We start from the raw sequence: 22,614 nt of genomic DNA, 5'->3' as shown, positions 1-22,614 counted from the left end.
CTTATCGACGAGTTACTGCGAGTTTTTCAATCGCGTCTTTATTTAGATCGTTCATTTGTGAATCCATCGCTTTTTGATACATACCGACAAGACGGTTTGCTTCAACAAGAGCAATCATTTCATTGACGGCGTTCACATTGCTTTTTTCTACGAACCCTTGCATAACGCTTCCGCTTTCGGCTAACGGCACTAGCGGATCGGCAGGATCTGGAATATAGAGATTTTCACCCTCTTTATTCAGTGCTCGGATATTTTGCGGTTCAATTACCAAAAGTTTCTTATTGGCTACCATTTGAGTGGTTCCGGGGACATTGGTAGAAACTTGGCCGTTTTTATCAATGGTGATAACACTGTCTTGCGGGGTGAATGTAATCGGGGTTTTATCGGCAGAGAGAACTTCATGCCCTTGCTTGTTGACCAATTTCCCCTCATCATTAATGGTGAAAATCCCATCACGGGTCAAACGAACCCCTTGCGGCGTACGAACCGCAAAAAACTGCCCCTCTTTTGAGAGTGCCATATCAAAGGTATTATCGGTTCGCTGCATTGAACCCAGACTGTGATCGGTATAGGCATCGGTTATTTGCGGGACACGTGAAAGGGAACGGTTAAAGTACTGCGCCGCTTCTTCCGTATTGTTCGCAATCGGAAGCTCGCTTTGCACCGTTTTATAGAGACGCGCAAAATCTCCCGTTATCAACTGATCCCGTTTGTATCCCGCAGTATTGGCATTGGCAAGGTTGGAAGCGATCGTATCCATACGATTAAACTGCGCTACCATTCCCCCTGTTGCCGCATAATATCCGGTCTGCATTTATCATCCTTGTGGAGTATTGAGACTTAGTGAGCAACAAGTGTTCCATACTGTAAAAGTAGGAAATATAAAAATAGTGGAAAGCTATTTAAGAAAAATTTCGGTATAATCCACCTCTTTTTAACGTTAAGGGAGTCCTCCTCGTATGAGTGTCAAAGATCTAAATAAACATCTCGAAACCCTATTTGCCGAACATAAATCTAAAAATTGTCTCACTTATGAAACAATTGTCGATCCATTTGACAAGCAACCTACCCTTGCGCAAGCAAAAAACATCCTTAAATTGGCTCAGAAACATAAAATCTGCCTCTTTACCTCTTCTGAACATGCCAAAATGCTCAATCAACAAGAAGCTGCCGCCAAACGTGCCGCTCAGCTTAAATACATCGAAGAAGCAAGCGGTGATGAGTTTGATATTCTCAAACAACACGAACTTCTTGAGTGGTCACGTTCTGATTCACCGGTACGTATGTACCTTCGTGAAATGGGTCAAATTCCCCTTCTTACCAAAGAAGAAGAAGTTGAAATCTCCAAACGTATGGAGATGGGGGAAGGGATTATTATCGATGCAATCTGTTCCGTCCCTTATTTGATCGATTTTATCCTTGATTATAAAGACCCGCTTATCAACCGTGAACGCCGCGTAAAAGAACTTTTCAAAAGTTTTGAAGAGGCAGAAGAAGAAGAGAGCGATGACGATAGCGATGATGATGCTGATGAAGAGGAAACAAATGAAAAAGCCCCTTCTGTAAAAGATAAAAAACGGGTTGAAAAAGTCGTAACCTCTTTTAAAGCGCTTGAAAAAGCGAAAAAAGAGTGGGTAAAAGCAACTGAAAAAATGTTGGAAGAGTGCTCGATTGAAGAGATGGATGCCGATTACGTCCTTTTCTTCCTCAATGTCAGCTTCAAGAAAAAAATGCTCAAAGAAGCATTGTTGGATCTCGGGCCAACCTCTAAACTTATCAATGAGCTTGTCCGTTCAATGGAAACGGCATTGCGCAGTGATGAGGGATTTGATCGCGAGTTGAAACGTCTTGAGTACAAACTTCCCCTTTTCAACGATCAGCTTAAAAAGAATCACACGTTGATTTTGAACAAAATTTGCGATTTGACCAAAGAAGAGATTGCGACCAAAGTTCCTGAGGCAACGATGGTCAGCACCTATATGGAGATCAAAAAACTGATCCAGACCAAAGAGGCTTCCAAAGGTGGGTTCAACATGGAACCCGATAAACTTGCCGATATCTTGGAACAGATCAAACGGGGTAAAAACATCTCCGAAGTTTCTAAAACCCGTATGGCGAAATCGAACCTCCGTCTCGTTGTCTCCATCGCGAAACGCTATACCAACCGTGGTCTCCCATTCCTCGATTTGATCCAAGAGGGAAATATCGGGTTGATGAAAGCAGTCGATAAATTCGAATACCAAAAAGGGTATAAATTTTCGACCTATGCGACATGGTGGATCCGTCAGGCGATCAGCCGAGCAATTGCCGATCAGGCACGTACCATCCGTATTCCGATCCATATGATCGAGACGATCAACCGTATTAATAAAATTATGCGTAAACATCTCCAAGAACACGGAAAAGAGCCGGATGTCGAAACCATCGCAGAAGAAGTGGGCTTGTCGGTTGAGAAAGTTAAAAACGTTATTAAAATTACCAAAGAGCCTATCTCTCTTGAAGCCCCTATCGGGAATGAAGAGGATGGTCGTTTCGGTGATTTCATCGAAGATAAAATGTCACTCTCCCCAAGTGATGCCATTTTAAAAGACGATTTAAAAGTTCAAATCGAAAGTGTCTTAGAACAGCTCAATGAGCGTGAAAAAGCGGTTATCAAAATGCGTTTCGGAATTATGGACGATGAGAGTGACCGTACCCTTGAAGAGATCGGTAAAGAACTCAATGTTACCCGTGAGCGTGTCCGTCAGATTGAAAGCAGTGCGATCAAAAAACTAAAACACCCTAAAGTGGGTCGTAAACTTAAAAACTATATCGAGGACTGATGACGTTTGATCAGCAGTGGATTGAATACGACTTTAATCCATTTATCCTTTTTAATTCCGGAGGGAAAATCGTATCTCTCAACACCGAGGCACAATATCTTCTCGGTGCGATAGAGGCCTCTGCTATCTATAAAATAGCTACTACCTACGCGAACTCATCCTTTGGATTCAAAACCACTTTTTTAGAACTCGAATTCGGACGTTTTAAATTTTTCGGTATCACCGTAGGCTATGAAGATGAAGAACAAATCGGGATTCGACTCTATCAACTCCCCTCTTTTCAGTTTACAGCACAAAAGCCGGACGGTCAGCTGATTAATGTTTATACTCTGATCGATTTATGTATTAGTTCCAACTCAATCGGATCATCCACAAAATATCTCAAAGAACTCGATCCGACTATCCCTGAAATTCGCCTCCAAACTGAGATATTTATCAAACTTCTCAATAAAATTTACATCTCAATGGGTGGAAACGAAAAAATTCTAACTCGGTTATTTTTCCGTGTCGGAGAGCATATCAAATTTGAGGGGGAAAAATATTCACTTTTTTCCATCGAAATATCATCCGATAAAATGATACGTAAGTTTCTCCCTGAGATCACTCATTTATCCGAAGAAAATAATCTCTTCGTCGATATAAAAGAGAATAAAATAATAATCAATGTTCCGATGATTGTGAAATAATTATTTTTTCATAATTTCTTCACGTGTATCTCGGAGTATTTTTTGAATTTCAGGATCTTTGCTTGCTGCATTATCCAACAACGCTAACCCTTCTGTTTTTCTCCCTGTTTTCGATAAAAGCAGTGCCAAATTATTGAGAGCAAGCGGATGAGTAGGATGACTCAACAAAAAACGGCGATAACTCTCCTCTGCTTCGCTAAGACGATCCACACGGTAATAACTGTTGCCTAAAATAAAATGGATATCCGAATCTTCCGGCCACCGTATAAGAGCACTTTGATAGCTTCGGATTGCTTCCTCAACCATACCTACTTTTTCCAATTCATACACGGATCGCAAGAATTTTTTTGACGTAGCCGATGCAGGTATCTCTCCCGGAGGAAGAAGGACAATCCCCCAATACTCACTCCGTTTCCACAACTCGGCAAAAGTTTTAATCCCTATCGGCTCGTTCGGCTGATCTGAAAAATGGGTTAAAAATTCCTTCCTCGTTATGTCGTATCCGTTCACAGGAATATAATGCCACAGGGGATACCACGAATAACTCCGATTGATCAAAACAATAACCGGATGATGAGCGGCAAGCTCACTCAATAAAGCATCAAAATTCGGCTCCAGTGGATAGGCTATAAGTCCGTTTGCACGCGCGGCACTCACCAGTTCTAGTTGCAACGTCCCTCCTTTGAGGGGAAGCAATGTCCGTTGATCAAGTTCCTGCAGAGATAATTTAGGGGAATAATTGCTGTTAGCCTGCCAATACTGCGCAACCATTTGAATGGATGTTGAACCGCATAAATCTTGACGTGGGGAAATAAAAGGGACATTTATAGAAGTTGAAGGATACACTTTCCCCTGAGGGAGAGGATCTTTAGCAACACAACCGCTTAATATAAATAAAGCGGCAGTTGCACATAAAAAGAAAAGGTAGTCTCTCGTTGCCACTTCTAACGTACTGAACGGGTAAAATTAAACACTTTTGTTAATCCGAGAATATCGGTAATCAATAAAACGATAAAGATAAAGACAATCGCACCGATGATGCTTCCACCGTCACCGCCGGCCGGTAACGTATCAATATTTGATGCAATGGTATTTACTTCATCATCACTCAATGATGCAAGTTTCAGTTCGACCGTTTTAGGGTCTACTCCCATCTCTTCAAATGCTTTAGCGACATCCTCTCGTGCAACAAATTGAGACACTTTAGCTTGTGAAGATACCGTCGAAGGAGAGCCTAAAACCAATTCTGTCGAAGCGATTTGCCCCCATGACACTTGAGCAAACAGTGTTACGCTAAGTACCGATGATACGATTAATTTTGAAATCTGCATGTTAACCCTTTTATCACTTTTTTTAATAAATATAACATACGCATTGTAAATCTATTTGCGTTAACACACAGTTAATACATTCAATATCTTATGATTGTGAAATAAACAATTTTTTAGCGATTAGATACCCCATCGGCATTCCCACTGCAAGCCCTACCAAATACGGCAAAATTTCTAATGTACGGCTGTTTTCCAATCCAATAAAGCCGAGTATTAAAAAAGCGTACGGTAGTAAGCGATAGAGCGAAACCATGGCCGATGCATTTTTGGTCGTATTTTCGATAATATTGCTCTTTTGACGCGCTTTTTCCTCTTTGATCATCTGCTTGATATCAGTGATCTCAGATTCACGTTCCTCTTCGTACAAATCATACGGATCATCCATCTCATCAATTACATCTTTGAAATCATCAATTTCGCTGTTTTCGACACGGCTTTGGATCATGTTTCGATACGAATAGAGTGATCCCGTAACGATAAGCATCGACGAGAGCATCGCAACTAGAAAACTGCTGACCATCAATCTTCATCCTCATCATCGTCATCTTTTTGGGATTTTCCCATGTTATAACGTGGGTCTTTCGCTAACTTTTCGAACTCTTTGTATTGCTTACTGTAGGCTTTATAGACATTTAAAATTGCCGCTAAAATACCTATAGCAACACCAATCCACAGCAACCACGTGATTCCTGTAAGTTTTTTAAGCCCCAATCCGATAGCGACACCGATCAAGATAGCAACCACCATCGAAATACCGAGAGAAAGAGTTTCAGCCCCCTCGATGATCGGTTTTAGTCTCGGTTTTTCCTCTTCTGCACTCATTGTATCTCTCCAAAAATTTTATCCGCCGCAGCAATGGTCTCTTCGATCATCGCATCGGTCGTAGCGGTAGAGATAAAGCCTGTCTCAAACTGCGAGCACGCAAAATAGAATCCCGCATCCAACATTGCCGCATGAAAACGGGCAAAGCGTGCCGTATCACTTTTCAACGCTTCCGCAAAATTACCGACTGACTCGTTTGAGAAGAAAAATCCGAACATCGAACCGCGTACATCGGTTTGTAATCCGATATTATGTTTTTTTGCCGCTTCAGCAAAACCACTCATCAAACGTACAGCACGTGCTTCGAGAACACTAAATACACGTGCGTTGGTTTTGAGTTTATTGATCGAAGCAAGACCAGCAGCCATTGCGACAGGATTCCCGCTGAGGGTTCCCGCTTGATAGACTCCCCCCTCAGGAGAGAGGTGTGCCATAATCTCACGACGACCGCCGAAAGCACCGACAGGCATACCGCCACCGATCACTTTACCCAAGGTTACAAGGTCGGGTTTGGTTCCCGTAATGCTCTCCGCCCCATGCAAACAGGCACGAAAACCGCTCATCACTTCGTCGAAAATCAGCAATGCGCCGTATTCGTCACACACGGCGCGTAATTCGGCGAGAAAATCTTTGGTCGCGGGAACGAGTCCCATATTTCCCGCAATCGGCTCGATAATCACACACGCGATCCCCGGACTATCTTTGAAGCACGCTTTTACACTCTCGATATTGTTGTATTCCGCCAGCAACGTATGTTTCGTAAAATCGGCAGGTACCCCCGGAGAGCTAGGAGTTCCGAATGTAGCCGCACCCGAACCCGCTTGAACGAGAAGTGCGTCACTGTGTCCGTGGTAGCATCCGGTGAATTTAACGATGTCATCACGACCCGTAAATCCACGAGCAAGGCGGATCGCGCTCATCACCGCTTCCGTTCCGCTGCTGACAAAACGGATCTTTTCAATCGAGTCATAAATAGAAATAATCAACTCCGCAAGCTCCGATTCCGCTTCGGTCGGCGCACCGAAACTAAGACCGTGTTTAACCGCTTCAATCACCGCATTTTCGATAGACTCATCACGATGCCCGAAAATCAACGGCCCCCAGCTCTGAACATAATCGACGTAACGGTTCTCATCGATATCGACCAAGTATCCACCCTCGCCCCGTGCGATAAAACGGGGAATTCCACCGACACTTTTAAAGGCACGTACGGGAGAGTTTACACCCCCTGGGATAAGATGTTGGGCTTTTTCAAAGGCTGCTAGGGAGTGTTCAATGCTCATTCATAATCCTAATTTATAATCTTTACGCAATTATAGCAAAGATTGGGTTGTTCAAACGGCTCGTAATGCGCTAAAATAGCAAAAACAATTAAGCAAGGTCATTTATGCAATTTCATGTCGATGCTACGTGCGGCAATGCCAGAGCGTGCACCATTACCACGGCTCATTCAACGATACAAACCCCTATTTTTATGCCTGTGGGAACCGTGGGAAGTGTCAAATCACTCGATATGGCCGATATGACAGAGCTTTTGGATACCCAAATTATTTTAGCCAATACTTACCATACCTATTTGCGTCCCGGTGATGAAACCATCGCAAAGCTTGGGGGATTGCACGAATTTACCACCTATCCTAACAGCTTTTTGACCGACAGCGGCGGCTTTCAGGCATTTAGTCTCAGCGACATCTCCAAACCGACAGAGACGGGGATCGAATTTCGCAGCCACATCGACGGTAGCAAACACTTTTTCACCCCTGAAAAAGTGATCGACATCCAAAACAATCTGAACAGCGACATTATGATGATCCTCGATGATCTCGTGGCGTTGCCCGCAACGCAGGAGCGTATCAAAACCTCGATTCAGAGAACTACCCAGTGGGCGCAACAGTCGATCGACTACCATCGCAATAACCAAACCAAAGGGATCGGTGTCAACCAAAATATCTTTGCCATCATCCAAGGGGGGACGGACTTTAATTTCCGTACCCAATCGGCTGAAGAGCTGTGCGCAATGGACTATGACGGATTTGCCATCGGAGGACTCTCCGTCGGAGAAGCGAATAATCTGATGTACGATACCGTAGAGCACACGACACCGCTCATGCCGAGCGACAAACCCCGCTATTTGATGGGGGTCGGTACGCCTGAGGATTTGGTCGAGAACATCGAACGGGGCGTCGATATGTTCGACTGCGTTATGCCGACTCGTAATGCTCGTAACGGAACATTGTTTACGACGTTTGGAAAAGTGAACATCAAAGGGGCTCGCTATAAATTTGACTCGGAACCGATCGATCCTGCGTGTACATGCTACACATGCCGTCGCTATAGCCGTGCTTATCTGAACCATTTGTTCCGTTCACGAGAGCTTACCTATTTTCGCCTCGCATCACTCCATAACCTTCACTATTATCTCTGGCTGGTACGCCAAGCACGTGAAGCGATCCTTGCGGGGAAATTTGTAGAATTCAAAAAGGACTTTTATGCACGTCGCCAAAGCTAAAATGACCCTTGGAGTCAATATCGATCATATCGCGGTCTTGCGGGAAGCTCGAAAAATCAACGATCCCGATCCCCTTATGGCACTCGCGATCTGTGCCCAAAGCGGTGCGGATCAAATCACAATCCACTTACGAGAAGATCGCCGCCACATCCACGATGAAGATGCCCGCCGTATCGTTGCCGCATCGGCTCTTCCTGTCAATCTAGAGTGTGCGATTGAACCTTCCATTATCGACATCGTCTGTGCTCTGCGTCCTCATCGTGCGACACTTGTTCCTGAGAAAAGGGAAGAAGTGACCACCGAAGGGGGACTCGACGTTACAGGGAATTACCAATCAATATTAGATGCTATTAAGAAATTAAACACCGCTGAAGTTGAGGTTTCTCTCTTCATCGATCCAACCCGTGAAGCAATAGAAGCTTCAGAGCGTCTAGGTGCACAGTGGGTGGAACTCCATACCGGAAGCTATGCAAACCTCTATGCCATGCGCCACAGTGCCTTGCCACACACCCACCATGCGATTGAATCATTAAACCTATCACGACGTGAGTTGGACAGTCTATTGGAAAATGCGTACGGTGCACTTGTCGATGCGGCTAATTATGCCCGTTCACTCGGACTCAAAGTTGCAGCAGGGCATGGTTTGAATTATCAAAACATAGCACCTATTGTTAACATCGATACTATCGAAGAGCTCAATATCGGTCAAAGTATCATTGCCCGATCCGTATTTACCGGATTAGCTACCGCAGTAAGTGATATGAAAGCATTATGTCAGCGCTAAAACGACTAGCCATCAGTGTCGGTGATCTTAACGGTGTAGGGTTCGAAATTATCCTAAAAGCCCACAATACCATTAAACAGCTCTGTGTTCCACTGTATTGTATTAGTTATACAATGGCACATCAAGCAGCTAATTTATTGCATACTCAAATTCCAAACGACTTTCACATATTCAATGTTTCCGGCGAATTTGTCATTGAAGCCGGAAAAGTATCTGCACAAAGCGGTCAATACAGTTATGACTCCTTTATCGCCGCTGTAGAACTTGCAAAAAACAATCATGTCGATGGGATAGTCACCCTCCCCATCCATAAAGAAGCATGGATGATGGCGGGAATTAACTATGTAGGGCATACGGATGCTCTACGCGATATTTTCAAAAGCGATGCGATTATGATGCTCGGATGCGAGAAGCTTTATGTCGCACTCTATACCGAACATATCCCGCTGCGCGAAGTGGCTTCTCATATCGCATCTGCCACATTACTCCCCTTTTTACTCAAACTCTATCAGACAACTGCCCATGAACCTATTGCCGTACTGGGACTCAATCCCCACGCAGGAGATCATGGTGTGCTGGGAGATGAAGAACGATTTATCGAAATCGCTATCAATCAAGCCAATCAGACCATCGGCAAAGAGATTTTTGTCGGTCCTATCGTCCCTGACATTGCTTTTACTCCCCGTTTTCGTGAACGCTACTCGATGATTGCGGCAATGTATCACGATCAAGGTCTTGCTCCGCTCAAAGCCCTCTATTTCGATGAAGGGATCAATATTTCCTTAGGTCTGCCGATTATTCGTACCTCTGTTGATCATGGAACCGCCTTTGACATTGCTTACCAAAATAAAGCGTCACTGTTAAGTTATAAAAATGCCGTTACAGCCGCGGTAGGATTTACTTCGACAGACAGGGGTGAGTCTTGAATCCCCGTATTATTTTAGATATTGTCACTATGCTGGAAGAAAGTTTACCAAAACACCTCTATGCTCTCGACTTCACAACCGAGCAGTATAGAGCACTGCTTGAAAAGCTCACAATCACCAACAATGAAACTCTTTTCAATGATAAAAAAGGGGCTATTCAAAAGGCGATTATCAAATATTTTGCTAAAAGTTTTCAAGAAATAGAGGTACAGGTTACCTTAGTATCTTTCGCCCTTAAAAAACAATTTATCGACCCTTCAAAACCCGAAGCGTATGATCGGATGCTCCATAAAAACAATGTCCTATTAATCGATATTTTTGAGCGTAAAGCCGATTTTTCACCGCTTCCCTATCTCATCTCCATACCTGAAGAGATGCGAAAACCTATATTAGAAAATTTTCTTAAATTTGATGAAGACCTCGATAATGCGCGGCAAATGACGAGACGGCAAATTGAGCAAATCTTCACTCTGGACATGCGGGATATAATCTTTTTCTTACGGGGACGAATTACTATACGCCATTACACTCCCCCTAAAAAATTTGCTGAAGGTGCTGACAAACGCTTCGGCGGTGAATCGGTGGAAGATATGGAGGCTATGTATCATGCCTATTTCCCCACAGGGGCATGGGAACATATCGAACCAATTTTGGGTGAAGTTATCGCAGAAAAACTGAATTTTAGCATCATAGACAATCTCACTTTCACTAAAACATTCATACCCGTCTTTCGTTCTATGATTGAAATTCTTTTGCTTGAATTTCTGAAAAAAGAGGATAGAAATAAAATCGAAGGGTTTACCGGCTATGTATTACGGGAGCATTTTCACCGAATTTTTCTCTATACGGCCAAAAATCTTTTGCAGTTTGTCGAAAACCGTGATAAAAATGCGGAAGCTTTTATCAAATATTTTTCGGATGAAATCGTCATAGATGCCAACGGTAACAAAATTCAAAAATATGCTATAACCGATTCTAAACAACAAAAATGGAATTTTAGCGCTGTCGTCTCTATTATGATGCAATATAAACAGGTAAAACTGAAAATTGCAACCCAAAAAGAGGCCATAATTATCGCAGAAAAAGAGTTCAACGATGCTCAAAATGAGTTAACCGTCGAAAAGAACAATAAGGACATCATCACAGATAAAGTGACTGATTTTCAAGAAACTATCTCTGAAAATGATGCGGCAATTCTACGACTCAAAAATAAAACAGGAGCAACGCCGGAAGAGACCGTCTCCTTGAAATCACAGATTAATAGACTTAATTACCATCAAACCGAGCTTTTTGAGTTGAAAAAAAAGACCCTCAATCAACTTGAACTCAGTAAAAACAAGATCGCCAATAAAATCAGCGAACTTACACGACGGCAGCGAAAGCTCGATTATGAGAAAAAATCTATGCAAACATTGCTGGAGCAGATGGCTACCATTTTAGAAACCTATGAAAACGTTGCAGAAGCCTTAGCGACAGTCTTAACCAAACGCTAAGAGAGGCGGTTACGATAATCCTCGTAGCCGAATTCATGGACAATATCGAGTTTTCCCTCTTTCGTCCAGATCGCGAGTGATGGGAGCTTAATTCCGTTGAATGTCGTGTTTTTAACAAACGTATAATGAATCTGATCTTCGAAGATAATCTTATCCCCCACGTTGAGCGGTTCATCGAACGAATAATCCCCCATAATATCCCCAGCGAGACACGTATTGCCGCCGAATCGATAGGTATACGCTTTCTCTCCCGCTTCACCCGAACCGCGTATCATAGCACGGTACGGCATCGCGAGTGTATCGGGCATGTGCGCTTCCGCAGAGGTATCGAGGATCGCAATAGCCATCCCGTTATGGACAATATCGAGTACCGATGCGACCAAAGGTCCCGTTTGCCATCCTATCGCTTCACCCGGTTCGAGATAGACGGTGATATTATTATGGCGGTTTTTGAAGGTGCGAATCACTTCGATCAAACGATCCACATCATAATCGACGCGGGTAATATGATGCCCTCCTCCGAAATTGACATACTTCATCCCATCGATATACTGGCCGAACTTCGCTTCAAATGCTTCGAGTACCCCTTCCAACGCATCAACGTTTTGTTCACAAAGGGCATGAAAGTTAAGCCCGTCAAGTTTTGAGACAATCGAATCATCAAAATTTGCGAGGGTTGTTCCTAAACGGCTATAAAGACCGCACGGGTTGTAGAGATCGACAGGGGAAGAAGAATATTCAGGGTTGATACGGAGTGATACCGAAATATTCGGATTGATTGATTTAACACGCTCATAATAGCGGTGAAACTGCGCAGGCGAGTTAAATACGATATCATCGGAGATTCGAGCGATTTCGTCAATATCTTCATCTTTAAACGCAGGTGAATACGTATGAACCTCTTTGTTCATCTTCTCACGGGCAAGCTTGGCCTCATGCAATCCGCTGGCGGTACACCCTTGAAGGTATTGAGCCACGAGGGGAAACGTCGACCACATCGCAAACCCTTTGAGGGCAAGGATGATCTTCGCACCCGATTCCCTCTGTACCCGCTCCATCACTTGGAGGTTTTTCTCTAAAAGAGCCTCTTCGCAGATATAACACGGAGTATGGGGTAAAAGAGAGAAATCGATAGTGCTCATAAGAAATCCTGTAGAGGTGGTTTTATTCGTGTGATTGTAGCATAGAGTTATTTCGCATCCTAATTCACCCCTCCCCTTTATCCACTTTCCCCCGCATCTTCTTAGTATTCCCATGCTTCGTCTTACTGTCCATCCGCCGTTTCTGTGAGTTGCGGGTCGGTTTGGTCGGTCTGCGCTTTTTTTGAACGATGGTGACGCTTTTGATGAGTTCTTTGAGCCTCTCTATCGCCGCTTCTTTGTTCTCTTCTTGAGAGCGTGATTCTTGGGATTTGATGTTGATAACGCCATCTTTCGTAATACGGTGGTCGGTGATCTCAAGGAGGCGTTCTTTGTAAAAATCGGGGAGTGATGAGGCGTTGATATCGAAGCGCAGATGGATCGCTGTGGAGACTTTGTTGACATTTTGCCCACCAGAACCCTGAGAACGGATAGCAGTTATCTCGATTTCAGAGTCGGGAATACTAACGGTGTGGGAGATTTGCAGCATGTCAGATTTCTAGGAGAGAAATTATCTCCCCCGTCCGCCCGATTTTTTAGGGGAAGGCTTTTTCGTATTGCCAAAGGCGCTGTCTCTGGCCGAATTACTTTTTCCGGGGAGTTCTTCGCGTGCGACACGAGGGCCGCGTTTACCGACAAATTTCGGCTGAACGGGAGCTTTTTTACGCTTATTGCCGAATGCACCTGCCGTTTTTTCTTTCTTCTCACCCTCTTTGGAAAGACTTTTGCCGCGTGTTTTTACCAGTGCGTTATCGGCTGGGGGTTCAAATCCCGGAACCAAGATCGTCTCGACGTTTTTGCCGAGCATCGTGATGATTTTTGACCACGAAATATGCTCAGCGGAGGAGAGAAGCGTGATAGCAAGACCGTCATTTCCCGCACGTCCCGTACGTCCTATACGGTGGAGATAATCGGTACTGATGTGAGGAATATCGTAGTTGATCACGACATCCAGCCCCTCGATATCCAGTCCGCGTGCCGCGATGTCGGTCGCTACGAGGATACGGGCAGAGCCTTCTCGAAATTCTGTGAGGGCGCGATCGCGTGCACCGTGTTTTTTGTCACCGTGGATCACGACATTTTTCAAACCGCTGGCGGTGAGATCGTTGCTCACTTCATCCGCTTCAGCCTTGGTTCGGGTAAAGACGAGGACTTGCGGATAGTTGTTTGAGCCGATCAGGAATGACAACAACTCTTTTTTGCGCTCTTTCTCAACCGGATGAACCACTTGACGAAGGGTCATATCGGCCGCTTTGAGGTTGTCGATCTCAATCAATAGCGGTTTTTTGAGAATCTTTTCGCTTAGTTGTTTTACAGCAGGGGTCATCGTTGCCGAAAAAAGCATATTTTGACGATTCAGCGGGAGAAGATCGATGATCTGTCCCACTTCACGGATAAATCCCATGTCAAAAATCGTATCGGCTTCATCAAAAACCAGATATTCAATGCGTGAGAGGGGAACATGCCCTTGTTTGTTGAGTTCGATAAGACGTCCCGGCGTGGCGACGATGATATCAACCCCCTCCCCTAGCTCTTTTGCCTGACGTGCCATATTGGCTCCGCCATAGAGGGCGATACACGTAATTTCAAGACCCTCGGCATAGGTTTCAATCGCGGATGCGACTTGAGAAGCGAGTTCGCGCGTCGGAACAATTACGAGCGCGCGTGCACTCGATTGTTTGGCATCGGTTGCACTAATGAGTTTATGGAGGATAGGGAGGGCAAATGCCGCTGTTTTTCCGGTTCCCGTTTGTGCCGCTCCGAGAACATCACGTCCACGTAAAACGAGCGGGATGATCTGTGTTTGAATAGGTGTCGGCTCCGTGTACCCTAATTCTGCAAGGGTATCTAGAAGGTGGGCACTAAGCCCTAAAGTCGTAAATGACATATGGATATTACCTTTTTGGTATTGTATTAATACATTTTAACATTTAATCGCTTCAAACCTCCCCATTTTGGACTATTTTTTGCTACGATACGGCAATTGATTCAACAGGGAGAACAGAGTGAAAGCATTGACGCTTTTAGTAACATTAGCTACGCTAACATGGGGAGCGAGCACAATCGGTACCGTATTCGATAAAACAACCCAAAAACCTATTCCAAACGCTATCATTATCTCCGGTTCAAAAGAGTACCGTACCGATTGCAACGGTGCTTTTAAAGTACCATCATCCCCCATTATCGGGGCACGTGCAATCGGGTATGAACGAAAATTTTATAAAAGCGGCGGAAGAATGTATCTTCAGCCGTTTCAACCAAAAGCACTCTATCTTTCCAGCTTCGGAGCTACTCATGGAAAAATCATGGGTAATGCCAAAGAAATTATCAAAAATACCGAGATTAATGCTCTGGTAATCGATATTAAAATGGATCGCGGTCAAATTGCTTTTGCCACAACCAATCCTATCGCCAATAAAATCGGTGCCCAAGAGTTGATTTTGTTTAAGGACATTAAAAAGTTCACTTCGGATCTTCGTAAAGAGGGAATCTATTCCATAGCACGCATCGTTACGTTTAAAGATACTCCACTTATCACGGCTTACCCTCAATGGGGTGTTCGTAAAAGTGACGGTAGCCTGTTTAAGGACAAAGAGGGACTTTACTGGATTGATCCTTCACAAAAAAAGTCGTGGGACTATATGATCTCCATTGCCGAAGAGACGGCCAAAGCGGGTTTTGATGAAATCCAATTCGATTATGTCCGTTTTCCTGATGCCAAAGGGGTCAAATTTTCTGTCGAGAACACCCAAGCGGAACGGGTAAAAGCCATTTCAGGTTTTTTAGAAGCAGCTCGTACCCGTCTCACTCCGTACAACGTCTTTATCTCTGCCGATATTTTCGGATACGTCAGCTGGCATAACGCCGATATCGAGATCGGTCAACGGGTCGATGCCCTCTCTCCTTACGTCGATTATCTCTCACCGATGCTCTACCCATCAGGTTTTAATGCGGGTATTCCCGGACATCCCGATCCTGTGAAAGCCAATTATGAAGTGGTCAAACAATCTCTCGATAAAGCACTTGAAAAATCGGGGACATCTCCTCTCGCCTACCGCCCATGGCTGCAAGCATTTCGAGATTATGCATTTGATCGCCGTATTTACGGAGCCAAAGAGATTCGAGAACAGATCGCCGCCAGTGAAGCGTTCGGCAGCTGCGGATGGATACTTTGGAATCCGCGTAATGTTTACAGCTCACAAGGATTAAAATAAATATAATTCATTAAAATTTACTTGAATAAGATTAAATATATAATATCTAACGTACAATATAGAACACTCTAAAACACTTATAGTAGGCATTGCTATGTTAGAAACAGACATTTTTATCGGAAGACAACCCATATTCGATAGAAATGGGAAATGTGTCTCGTATGAACTTCTTTATCGAAGTACCTATGAGTCAAGTGAAGCCGTCTTTTCGAATAATGCCAATGCTACCGCACGTGTTATTATCAATCTCATCCACAATATCGGACTTTCATCCATTCTCGGCAATAAGATCGGTTATGTTAATGTGGATGAGCAAATCATTCTCAGTGATGTCTTTTTATCCCTCCCAAAATCCCAATTTGTTTTTGAAATCTTAGAATATACTAAAGTTACCCCTGAAGTGATCGAAAAAGTACGTCATTTGCATGAACTCGGTTATAAATTTGCACTGGATGATTTCTCGTGTGAAAATGACAACATCGAATATTTCAAATTACTTTTCCCCTATATTGATGTTATAAAAATAGATTTGCTTGCACTCAACAATATGACATTAGAAGAAATTATTGCAAAATTTTCCTCTTATGATATTAAATTATTAGCTGAAAAAGTGGAGAGTATCGAGATATTTGAGCAATGTATTAAAGCCGGATTTGACTATTTCCAAGGCTATTTTTTCGAAAAACCTACCGTCATCAGCGGTGTAAAGATTGAACCGTCCGTTATCAATGCTATTGATGTCATTAACACGTTGTATTCAACGACAGATATGAATCTCATCAGTGAAAAATTTTCATACTATCCCGAACTCACTTTTAATCTTCTACGCTACATTAACTCTGCAGAATTTTCTTTTAGACATGAAATAACGAGTATTAAACAAATCCTCAACCTTTTAGGTCCTTCACGACTGCGTTCATGGCTGGGGCTCTTTTTATATTCCGGACATCATGAAGAAAGATTTCAAGAAGCCATTATTGAAGCTGCAAAATTTAGGGCCAATATGATGCGAGAACTGGTCAGTGCTTTAGGTAAGCCTGAACTTTCCGATGAAGCTTTCCTCGCGGGCAGTCTCTCTCTGATCGATACCTATCTGCATGTCAAGATGGAAGATATTATCCTAAAAATTCACCTAGGGCAGCCTCTTCTGGATGCTTTACTAAAACGTGAAGGGTATTTTGGGAAATTATTGTTGATTACTGAAAAGCTCGAAAAAGCGAATCATATTCAAGCCCTTATCGAACATTTAGCACCTAAAATCAATCTAACCGCCGATCAACTGTACCGAATTTATTCAAAAGCGTGTAGCTGTACTCTTGAAATCCACCAATCTTAGTATAATCTTCAAACTAAAATGTTACAATCTACCTATATGAATATAGGGATGCAAAATGGTTGATACCAAAGTTTATGAAAAAATCTTTTCGATTCATGATCAAACCATTGGTACACTTAGGTCTTTGCATATTCCCCCTTTTCCCAACAATTATAAAAAATATTTTGATGAAATTTTTACTGCACAAGCAGATACTTCCCTAATAAAAGCACAAGAAAAAAATTCAGCATCCCTTGAAACACATGAAGATTTAAGCCGTTATCTCGATATTGCCCATAAATCAATTGCCTCTTTTATCGAAACTCATGCCGATATTTCCCACGTTGCCGAGATGCAAGAACGTTACATCAGTAAAGTATCGGAAGATGGAATCGTACGATGCGCTAATTTTGTCGATGGGCTCAGTGAACTTGGTAAAAACATGTCACTTGAACTAAAAAAAGCTCAGCAAAAAATAGATGATCTAACCTCAGAGTTGCAAGAAACCGTTTTACAGCTCACGACCGATCCTCTCACCCGTGTCACCAATCGTAAAGGGCTAATCGATGATTTGAACGGCGCAATCGAAGCCGGTGAAAATAAATCGTTGCCGATGGTATTGCTCATGATTGATGCCGATAATTTTAAACGTATTAATGATGAGCATGGACATTTGGCAGGAGATAAAGTCCTCTATTTCTTTGCACAAAGTATTAAATCCGTCATTCGAGGCGGCGATAAAGTCTATCGCTACGGCGGTGAAGAGTTTACCGTAGTATTAAGCCGATGTGACAGAGAACAGGCTTTTGAGGTTGCCGATAAGATTCGCTCTAAAATCGAACAAAGCCATCTTATCTACTCAGGAAAAACGATTAAAATGACTGTCAGTGTGGGAGCTACCATGCATCACGCGGGTGATACCTATGATGATTTCGTCGGTCGGGCTGACAATGCGTTGTATCGTGCTAAAAAAGAGGGTAAAAACCGAACGGTTTTATTTGACTAATAGAAATGTCATATTCATTTTCTCTGCAAAATAGCAAACTTAAATTTTAGGATATTTGTGAACTTTTTACCCCTTGTCGTTTCCTTTTCACTTATTCCCATTACACTTCTAGCGACTGAACCACCCCTCACAACCTCTTTAACAGAGGAGATGGCGTATGCAGAACAGGTGGCAACCCAAACCAACCGCAACATCGATTATCAACCTTTTATCTTATCGGTATGGGAGCATAAAGATCTCGTCTCTTTTGGAGCACATACTCTAAAAGATTCTCTTATGCTTATACCCGGAATTGATATGATGGGAGATACGACCAATAATCGTACACCCGTTATACGCGGCTCAAATCCGCTTGCTTTCGGTCAAACCAAATTGGCTATTGACGGTGTCGTCGTCAACGATCGCAGCTTTGACAGCTATAGCGCTTACTTGGATTTTCCTATTGAGCTTATACAACGAATCGAAGTCGTTCGCGGTTCAGGAAGTTTTATCGAAGGGGTAAACGGTTATTCAGGATCTATCAATGTCATCACGTACGCCAAAGATGAAGGGGAACCCCTTGAGGGCGTTATTTTCGGTAGCTTCGGAAGCAGCTCTTCACAACAAGCTGGATTTTGGTATACCCATCGCTCATCCAATTGGAAACTCTCTACGGATCTTTTTTATCAAAGCAATGATGCAACCTCACCCATTAATGTCACCGATAAATACGGAAATACCGGATTAGCGTCACTTAAGAGCCGCCAAGTGGGATTTGGACTCTCTTATGTGTATGGAGCTTTCTCTCTCAAAGGGAGAGTCAACGAATTTGCGACAGGAAGTGCCTTTGGTAATTTGAATGCATTGCCTAACATTGATGGAAAACAGTCACTCCCTTCTTGGTACCTAGAAAGCGCTTATAGCCATAAAATCACCGACACTTTAACACTTCAAGCCAAAGCGGGAATTATGGAAGACGGATGGGATGAAGAGTCCCGTTTACTTCCCCCCGGAACGTACGGACTCATTACTTTTCCAGATGGTTTTTGGGCCTATTTAGATTTTAATACCCGTTTACTCTATGGCAATGTTTCAGCCATCTACAGCGGGATAAAAAATCATAAAATTACTGTCGGTTACAGTGCTAAGTACGAAGATGTTATTGATATGTCGACTGTAACGACAAATAAAACCGGCGGCACGGTACTGGTTGATTATACGAAACTTGCCCCCTTTATTGATGCCGGATCAGCATGCCGACATACGGATGACGTCTACATCAATGATACCATGGATATCAGTGATCAATTAGCCTTTTCTCTTTATCTCGGTGGGACAAAAGCCTCCCATATCGATTTTCAATCTTATGCCAGAGGGGCATTAGTCTATCAGCCCCATCGCCAACATATCCTAAAACTCATGGTAGGTAATAACTTCAGACTCCCCTCATTTAGAGAGATGTATACTCAAAATCATCCTGCAAAAATCGGAAATCCAAATTTAGAACCCGAGCATGTCATGTCGTACGAAACACAGTACCTCTATAAACCTACAATGGCTACTACGTTAGGGATCAATCTGTTTTATCTTCAAAATAAAGATCAAATTGCCCCAAATACGACCACTAAACTCTATCAAAACATCGGTAAACGCGATATCTTGGGATTTGAAACGGAATTCCGAGGAAGTATCGGTGAAAATGATCTTATAGCCCTATCCTATAGCTATATCAGAGGGAAAACATACAAAGGTTCTGAAATAACCGACTATCTCCCTTACGCATCATCCCATATGCTTAAAGGGGCGTTTTCCTATGCCCTTACTCCCGAGATCAATGCAGGAGTTGTCGGGCGCTACAGCAGTGAAAAAGATCGACGGCCTAATGATTCACGTAAAAAAGCAATGGAATCCTTCGCAGCTCTTGATTTGATTTTAGGGTGGGAAGATAGTAGCGGATTGTATCTCCAAGGCGCCCTAAAAAATATTACGAATGCCACCTACCGTTACCCCTCAACTCCGGCTACGTATCCCGATGACTATCCAATTGAGGGTCGAACTTTTTGGATAAGAAGCGGTTGGAAATTTTGATGCGGATTTTGTTTCTTTTCTTCATCGGATTTTTTATCGCGGAAGCCGATCAATCCTTTTTAGTAAATACCCATATTCGGATGCTCCCTAAAATTATGGCACTGGATACACATTTAGCATCCAAAGCAGCTTCTTCTAAAATCATATTTGCGATTGTATACGATTCAAATAAAAAAGCTAATGCGCAATCAATAGCAGATGAAATGAATAGAGTTCATAACGGAAAAATTTCAACTATCTCTTTTACTGCCGTCGCACTTTCCGTCGAAGAGCTGATGGTTCGTAAAGAGACCGCATTTGTTTACCTCATTCAACAATGTAATTCTCAATCGGTTAAAAAAGTCGCTGCTTGGGGAATCGCTAACACCGTTCCCACCTTTTCCTATGATGTCAATGATTTAGAATTCGGTATTTTAGGCTCGATTAGCGTTGAGCGCTCTACCATTGTTTATATCAATAAAAACACCCTAAAAGAGGGTAAATTTCGTTTTAATGATACCTTATTTCAGATTGCGAGACTTGTCGAATGAACCGTTTTAAAAATGCCCGCCTTTCCACTAAACTTTTTGCGGCACTTACCCTTGTAACCCTCATTATTTTCACGACAATAACCTTAGTAACTTTTTTTATTGTTCGAGATTTGACCATAACTTCACAAAAAGAGAAAGCTACTCTCCTGATTGATACGGTTAATCCTACGGTTTCTCTTGCTTTGTTCTTGGGAATACACGACTTGGGAGAGAAACTCTCAACTATTACTCAGCGAAATGAAGTTATTGCATTAAAAGTTTCCGATGCAAAAGGCAAAGTAATTCTTAACTATCAGCAATATGATGCCTCTTCCTCGTATGATACCATTCAAATTACCGAAAACCTTATGGAACCTTCCTCCCTTAAAGTAATCGGAACCATCACGCTCACCTATTCCGGAGAAGAATTCACTAAAACAATGAATCGCTTCTATACGTTATACGGCTGGATAACTTTAAGTGTATTCACGGTTCTTTGGCTTATGATGCTATGGATAAATCGTCTTTTATTGCCAATTAAATTGATTGCTCAAAAAGTACGAAACTTTAAACCCGGAAAAAAAATAATCTTTGATATCCCCTATACTCAGCGAGAATTTACCCAAATCATTCATTCATTTGAAGCCATGCAAGAGAGCGTTATTACCTACGCAGAGGAAATTGAATCTATTAACAAAAATCTTGAAATTAAAATTACGGAACAAACCCGAGAAGCAATACGCCATTTGTATTACGACAATCTTACCGCCCTCCCAAATCGAATCAAACTCCAAGAAGATTTACAGCTAAAAGATATAAATACCGTTGCAATTTTAAATATTGATGATTTTAAAGAGATCAATGATTTCTTCGGTATTGATGCCGGAGATTGGCTCTTGACCCAGATTGCCCATTGGCTCAGTGAAATGAAACTCAAACCATACCGTATCGGCGGAGATGAATTCGCATTTCGGATGAGAGAAGAGAGCAGCCACGCCGAATTTCGTCATGACATCGAAATGCTTCTCGCCTTACTAAGCGAGAAGTTCTTCATGATCGCAGAGGAGACAGTCCATGTAAGGGCAACCGTAGGAATCGCGATAGACAGTGACAAACCGCTGATCCATGCCGATGTTGCATTGAACAAAGCACGAAGTGCCAAACATCCCTACTCTGTTTACGATCGCTCAGAAGGAATTGAACAACAATACCAAACCAATATTGCTATGTCGGCTCAAATCCGTCAAGCCTTAGTTGAGCACCGTATTGTCTGCCAATATCAACCGATTGTCTCATGTGAAAGCGGGAAAATTGCAAAATATGAGACGCTGGTGCGTATCCAAAATGAAGACGGCTCGCTGATCGCACCCTATGATTTTTTACCAATTGCACAAAAAACCAAACTCTATCACCACATTACCCAAGAAGTTGTCTATCAGGCCTGCCACCTCTTCATAACACGGAATGAACAATTTTCGATCAATCTATCCATCAGTGATATGTTAGATGGTCGTACCGTTACTACTATTGAAAATATACTCCGTCAAACCGGAACGGCCAATCGAGTTATTTTTGAAATTTTGGAATCGGAAGGGATTGAAAATTTTGACGAAGCTGCATCGTTTATAGCCCGAATGAAAGCCCTTGGAGTAAAATTTGCCATCGATGATTTCGGAACCGGCTACTCTAACTTTGAAAATATTCTCAAACTGAACGTCGATATCCTAAAAATTGACGGTTCACTCATTAAATCCATAAATGAAAATCCTCGTAATCGTATTGTTGTTGAGGCTATTGTCGATTTTGCTCACCGCATCGGAATCGACACGGTAGCCGAGTTTGTATCTTCTGAAGAAATTTTACAAAATGTAACCGATTTGGGCATTACCTATGCCCAAGGATTTCATACGGGAAAACCACAGTTTTTAAATCAACAACTGATGTAAAATTTAAAGCCTTGCATGTTATAATTCCGAAATTTTTTATAAGG

21 protein-coding genes are annotated in these 22,614 nt (G+C 42.7%); 12 read left to right on the top strand and 9 right to left on the bottom strand.

All coding sequences use genetic code 11. The annotated features are described in order from the left end of the window. Position 1: 1 nt before the first annotated feature. Complete coding sequence (locus tag Q8O20_RS09880) at positions 2-814, bottom strand: flagellar hook-basal body protein (RefSeq protein WP_304739372.1); 813 nt, start codon at positions 812-814, stop codon at positions 2-4. A gap of 145 nt (positions 815-959) precedes the next feature. On the opposite strand from Q8O20_RS09880, the gene rpoD reads away from it, so the two are divergent. Together rpoD and Q8O20_RS09870 are read left to right on the top strand one after the other, a co-directional pair. Then, positions 960-2,822: an RNA polymerase sigma factor RpoD gene (gene rpoD / locus Q8O20_RS09875; protein ID WP_305531023.1), complete on the top strand. Its 1,863-nt coding sequence runs from the start codon at positions 960-962 to the stop codon at positions 2,820-2,822. Then, positions 2,822-3,508, top strand: coding sequence for a hypothetical protein (locus Q8O20_RS09870; protein WP_304739376.1), 687 nt, complete (start codon positions 2,822-2,824; stop codon positions 3,506-3,508). The genes rpoD and Q8O20_RS09870 overlap by 1 nt, the downstream gene beginning before the upstream one ends. Here Q8O20_RS09870 and Q8O20_RS09865 read toward each other — a convergent pair whose 3' ends face one another. The 5 genes from Q8O20_RS09865 to hemL all read right to left on the bottom strand — a co-directional run bounded on the left by Q8O20_RS09865 (position 3,509) and on the right by hemL (position 6,944). Further along, entirely contained in the window at positions 3,509-4,450 is a 942-nt protein-coding gene (locus Q8O20_RS09865; protein WP_305531022.1) for a PA2778 family cysteine peptidase, read from the bottom strand. Positions 4,451-4,452: 2 nt separating this feature from the next. Next, positions 4,453-4,839: a PA2779 family protein gene (locus Q8O20_RS09860; protein ID WP_305531021.1), complete on the bottom strand. Its 387-nt coding sequence runs from the start codon at positions 4,837-4,839 to the stop codon at positions 4,453-4,455. An 88-nt stretch (positions 4,840-4,927) separates the two neighbouring features. Next, on the bottom strand, positions 4,928-5,359 hold the full coding sequence (locus Q8O20_RS09855; RefSeq protein WP_305531020.1) for a hypothetical protein: 432 nt from the start codon (positions 5,357-5,359) through the stop codon (positions 4,928-4,930). After that, on the bottom strand, positions 5,359-5,661 hold the full coding sequence (locus Q8O20_RS09850; protein ID WP_294895429.1) for an AtpZ/AtpI family protein: 303 nt from the start codon (positions 5,659-5,661) through the stop codon (positions 5,359-5,361). Before Q8O20_RS09850 ends, Q8O20_RS09855 begins: the two co-directional genes overlap by 1 nt. Continuing rightward, positions 5,658-6,944 carry a glutamate-1-semialdehyde 2,1-aminomutase gene (hemL, locus tag Q8O20_RS09845; RefSeq protein WP_305531019.1) on the bottom strand — a complete coding sequence of 429 codons (1,287 nt, stop codon included), beginning with the start codon at positions 6,942-6,944 and terminating at the stop codon, positions 5,658-5,660. The genes Q8O20_RS09850 and hemL overlap by 4 nt, the downstream gene beginning before the upstream one ends. Positions 6,945-7,048: 104 nt before the next feature. Between hemL and tgt the strand changes: the two genes are divergently transcribed. Genes tgt through Q8O20_RS09825 form a run of 4 tightly spaced genes read left to right on the top strand, consistent with a single transcriptional unit; the run spans position 7,049 to position 11,373 of the window. After that, the gene (gene tgt / locus Q8O20_RS09840; RefSeq protein ID WP_305531018.1) at positions 7,049-8,170 is read left to right on the top strand and encodes a tRNA guanosine(34) transglycosylase Tgt; all 1,122 of its coding nucleotides are present in this window, start codon (positions 7,049-7,051) and stop codon (positions 8,168-8,170) included. A gap of 1 nt (position 8,171) precedes the next feature. Continuing rightward, on the top strand, positions 8,172-8,954 hold the full coding sequence (locus tag Q8O20_RS09835) for a pyridoxine 5'-phosphate synthase (RefSeq protein ID WP_305531059.1): 783 nt from the start codon (positions 8,172-8,174) through the stop codon (positions 8,952-8,954). After that, positions 8,942-9,880, top strand: a complete 939-nt coding sequence (gene pdxA, locus Q8O20_RS09830; protein ID WP_305531017.1) for a 4-hydroxythreonine-4-phosphate dehydrogenase — start codon at positions 8,942-8,944, stop codon at positions 9,878-9,880. Before Q8O20_RS09835 ends, pdxA begins: the two co-directional genes overlap by 13 nt. Further along, complete coding sequence (locus tag Q8O20_RS09825; RefSeq protein WP_304739392.1) at positions 9,877-11,373, top strand: hypothetical protein; 1,497 nt, start codon at positions 9,877-9,879, stop codon at positions 11,371-11,373. The genes pdxA and Q8O20_RS09825 overlap by 4 nt, the downstream gene beginning before the upstream one ends. On the opposite strand, the gene nspC is transcribed toward Q8O20_RS09825, so the two are convergent. From nspC to Q8O20_RS09810, 3 genes are all read right to left on the bottom strand, one after another. Then, on the bottom strand, positions 11,370-12,515 hold the full coding sequence (nspC, locus tag Q8O20_RS09820; protein WP_305531016.1) for a carboxynorspermidine decarboxylase: 1,146 nt from the start codon (positions 12,513-12,515) through the stop codon (positions 11,370-11,372). The two genes, Q8O20_RS09825 and nspC, sit on opposite strands and share 4 nt — an antisense overlap. A 64-nt stretch (positions 12,516-12,579) precedes the next feature. Beyond that, entirely contained in the window at positions 12,580-13,002 is a 423-nt protein-coding gene (gene arfB / locus Q8O20_RS09815) for an alternative ribosome rescue aminoacyl-tRNA hydrolase ArfB (RefSeq protein WP_305531015.1), read from the bottom strand. 21 nt (positions 13,003-13,023) lie between these two features. Further along, positions 13,024-14,400: a DEAD/DEAH box helicase gene (locus Q8O20_RS09810; protein ID WP_305531014.1), complete on the bottom strand. Its 1,377-nt coding sequence runs from the start codon at positions 14,398-14,400 to the stop codon at positions 13,024-13,026. A gap of 118 nt (positions 14,401-14,518) precedes the next feature. On the opposite strand from Q8O20_RS09810, the gene Q8O20_RS09805 reads away from it, so the two are divergent. The 6 genes from Q8O20_RS09805 (at position 14,519) to Q8O20_RS09780 (ending at position 22,570) form a co-directional block, all read left to right on the top strand. Next, the gene (locus Q8O20_RS09805) at positions 14,519-15,727 is read left to right on the top strand and encodes a putative glycoside hydrolase (RefSeq protein ID WP_305531013.1); all 1,209 of its coding nucleotides are present in this window, start codon (positions 14,519-14,521) and stop codon (positions 15,725-15,727) included. A 94-nt stretch (positions 15,728-15,821) separates the two neighbouring features. After that, the gene (locus Q8O20_RS09800) at positions 15,822-17,063 is read left to right on the top strand and encodes an EAL and HDOD domain-containing protein (protein ID WP_305531012.1); all 1,242 of its coding nucleotides are present in this window, start codon (positions 15,822-15,824) and stop codon (positions 17,061-17,063) included. A 55-nt stretch (positions 17,064-17,118) separates the two neighbouring features. Next, positions 17,119-18,048 (top strand): GGDEF domain-containing protein, encoded by a 930-nt coding sequence (locus tag Q8O20_RS09795; protein WP_305531011.1) that lies wholly within the window; start codon positions 17,119-17,121, stop codon positions 18,046-18,048. 57 nt (positions 18,049-18,105) lie between these two features. Next, positions 18,106-20,115 carry a TonB-dependent siderophore receptor gene (locus Q8O20_RS09790; RefSeq protein ID WP_305531010.1) on the top strand — a complete coding sequence of 670 codons (2,010 nt, stop codon included), beginning with the start codon at positions 18,106-18,108 and terminating at the stop codon, positions 20,113-20,115. Further along, entirely contained in the window at positions 20,115-20,645 is a 531-nt protein-coding gene (locus Q8O20_RS09785; protein WP_305531009.1) for a hypothetical protein, read from the top strand. Before Q8O20_RS09790 ends, Q8O20_RS09785 begins: the two co-directional genes overlap by 1 nt. Continuing rightward, positions 20,642-22,570 carry a bifunctional diguanylate cyclase/phosphodiesterase gene (locus tag Q8O20_RS09780; protein ID WP_305531008.1) on the top strand — a complete coding sequence of 643 codons (1,929 nt, stop codon included), beginning with the start codon at positions 20,642-20,644 and terminating at the stop codon, positions 22,568-22,570. The genes Q8O20_RS09785 and Q8O20_RS09780 overlap by 4 nt, the downstream gene beginning before the upstream one ends. Positions 22,571-22,614: the final 44 nt, after the last annotated feature.

The sequence above is a fragment of the Sulfuricurvum sp. genome (assembly GCF_030691015.1).
Lineage (GTDB): Bacteria > Campylobacterota > Campylobacteria > Campylobacterales > Sulfurimonadaceae > Sulfuricurvum.
The sequence above is the reverse complement of the archived record's forward strand: the minus strand, read 5'-3'. Positions and strand labels throughout refer to the sequence as shown.

What these genes read in the sequence shown, in the direction of transcription:
- hemL (WP_305531019.1), bottom strand. Translation starts at nt 6,944, where the DNA reads ATGAGCATTGAACACTCCCTAGCAGCCTTTGAAAAAGCCCAACATCTT.
- Q8O20_RS09785 (WP_305531009.1), top strand. Translation starts at nt 20,115, where the DNA reads ATGCGGATTTTGTTTCTTTTCTTCATCGGATTTTTTATCGCGGAAGCC.
- Q8O20_RS09870 (WP_304739376.1), top strand. Translation starts at nt 2,822, where the DNA reads ATGACGTTTGATCAGCAGTGGATTGAATACGACTTTAATCCATTTATC.
- Q8O20_RS09860 (WP_305531021.1), bottom strand. Translation starts at nt 4,839, where the DNA reads ATGCAGATTTCAAAATTAATCGTATCATCGGTACTTAGCGTAACACTG.
- tgt (WP_305531018.1), top strand. Translation starts at nt 7,049, where the DNA reads ATGCAATTTCATGTCGATGCTACGTGCGGCAATGCCAGAGCGTGCACC.
- Q8O20_RS09835 (WP_305531059.1), top strand. Translation starts at nt 8,172, where the DNA reads ATGACCCTTGGAGTCAATATCGATCATATCGCGGTCTTGCGGGAAGCT.
- Q8O20_RS09855 (WP_305531020.1), bottom strand. Translation starts at nt 5,359, where the DNA reads ATGGTCAGCAGTTTTCTAGTTGCGATGCTCTCGTCGATGCTTATCGTT.
- arfB (WP_305531015.1), bottom strand. Translation starts at nt 13,002, where the DNA reads ATGCTGCAAATCTCCCACACCGTTAGTATTCCCGACTCTGAAATCGAG.
- Q8O20_RS09780 (WP_305531008.1), top strand. Translation starts at nt 20,642, where the DNA reads ATGAACCGTTTTAAAAATGCCCGCCTTTCCACTAAACTTTTTGCGGCA.
- Q8O20_RS09810 (WP_305531014.1), bottom strand. Translation starts at nt 14,400, where the DNA reads ATGTCATTTACGACTTTAGGGCTTAGTGCCCACCTTCTAGATACCCTT.
- Q8O20_RS09800 (WP_305531012.1), top strand. Translation starts at nt 15,822, where the DNA reads ATGTTAGAAACAGACATTTTTATCGGAAGACAACCCATATTCGATAGA.
- Q8O20_RS09850 (WP_294895429.1), bottom strand. Translation starts at nt 5,661, where the DNA reads ATGAGTGCAGAAGAGGAAAAACCGAGACTAAAACCGATCATCGAGGGG.
- pdxA (WP_305531017.1), top strand. Translation starts at nt 8,942, where the DNA reads ATGTCAGCGCTAAAACGACTAGCCATCAGTGTCGGTGATCTTAACGGT.
- rpoD (WP_305531023.1), top strand. Translation starts at nt 960, where the DNA reads ATGAGTGTCAAAGATCTAAATAAACATCTCGAAACCCTATTTGCCGAA.
- Q8O20_RS09795 (WP_305531011.1), top strand. Translation starts at nt 17,119, where the DNA reads ATGGTTGATACCAAAGTTTATGAAAAAATCTTTTCGATTCATGATCAA.
- nspC (WP_305531016.1), bottom strand. Translation starts at nt 12,515, where the DNA reads ATGAGCACTATCGATTTCTCTCTTTTACCCCATACTCCGTGTTATATC.
- Q8O20_RS09880 (WP_304739372.1), bottom strand. Translation starts at nt 814, where the DNA reads ATGCAGACCGGATATTATGCGGCAACAGGGGGAATGGTAGCGCAGTTT.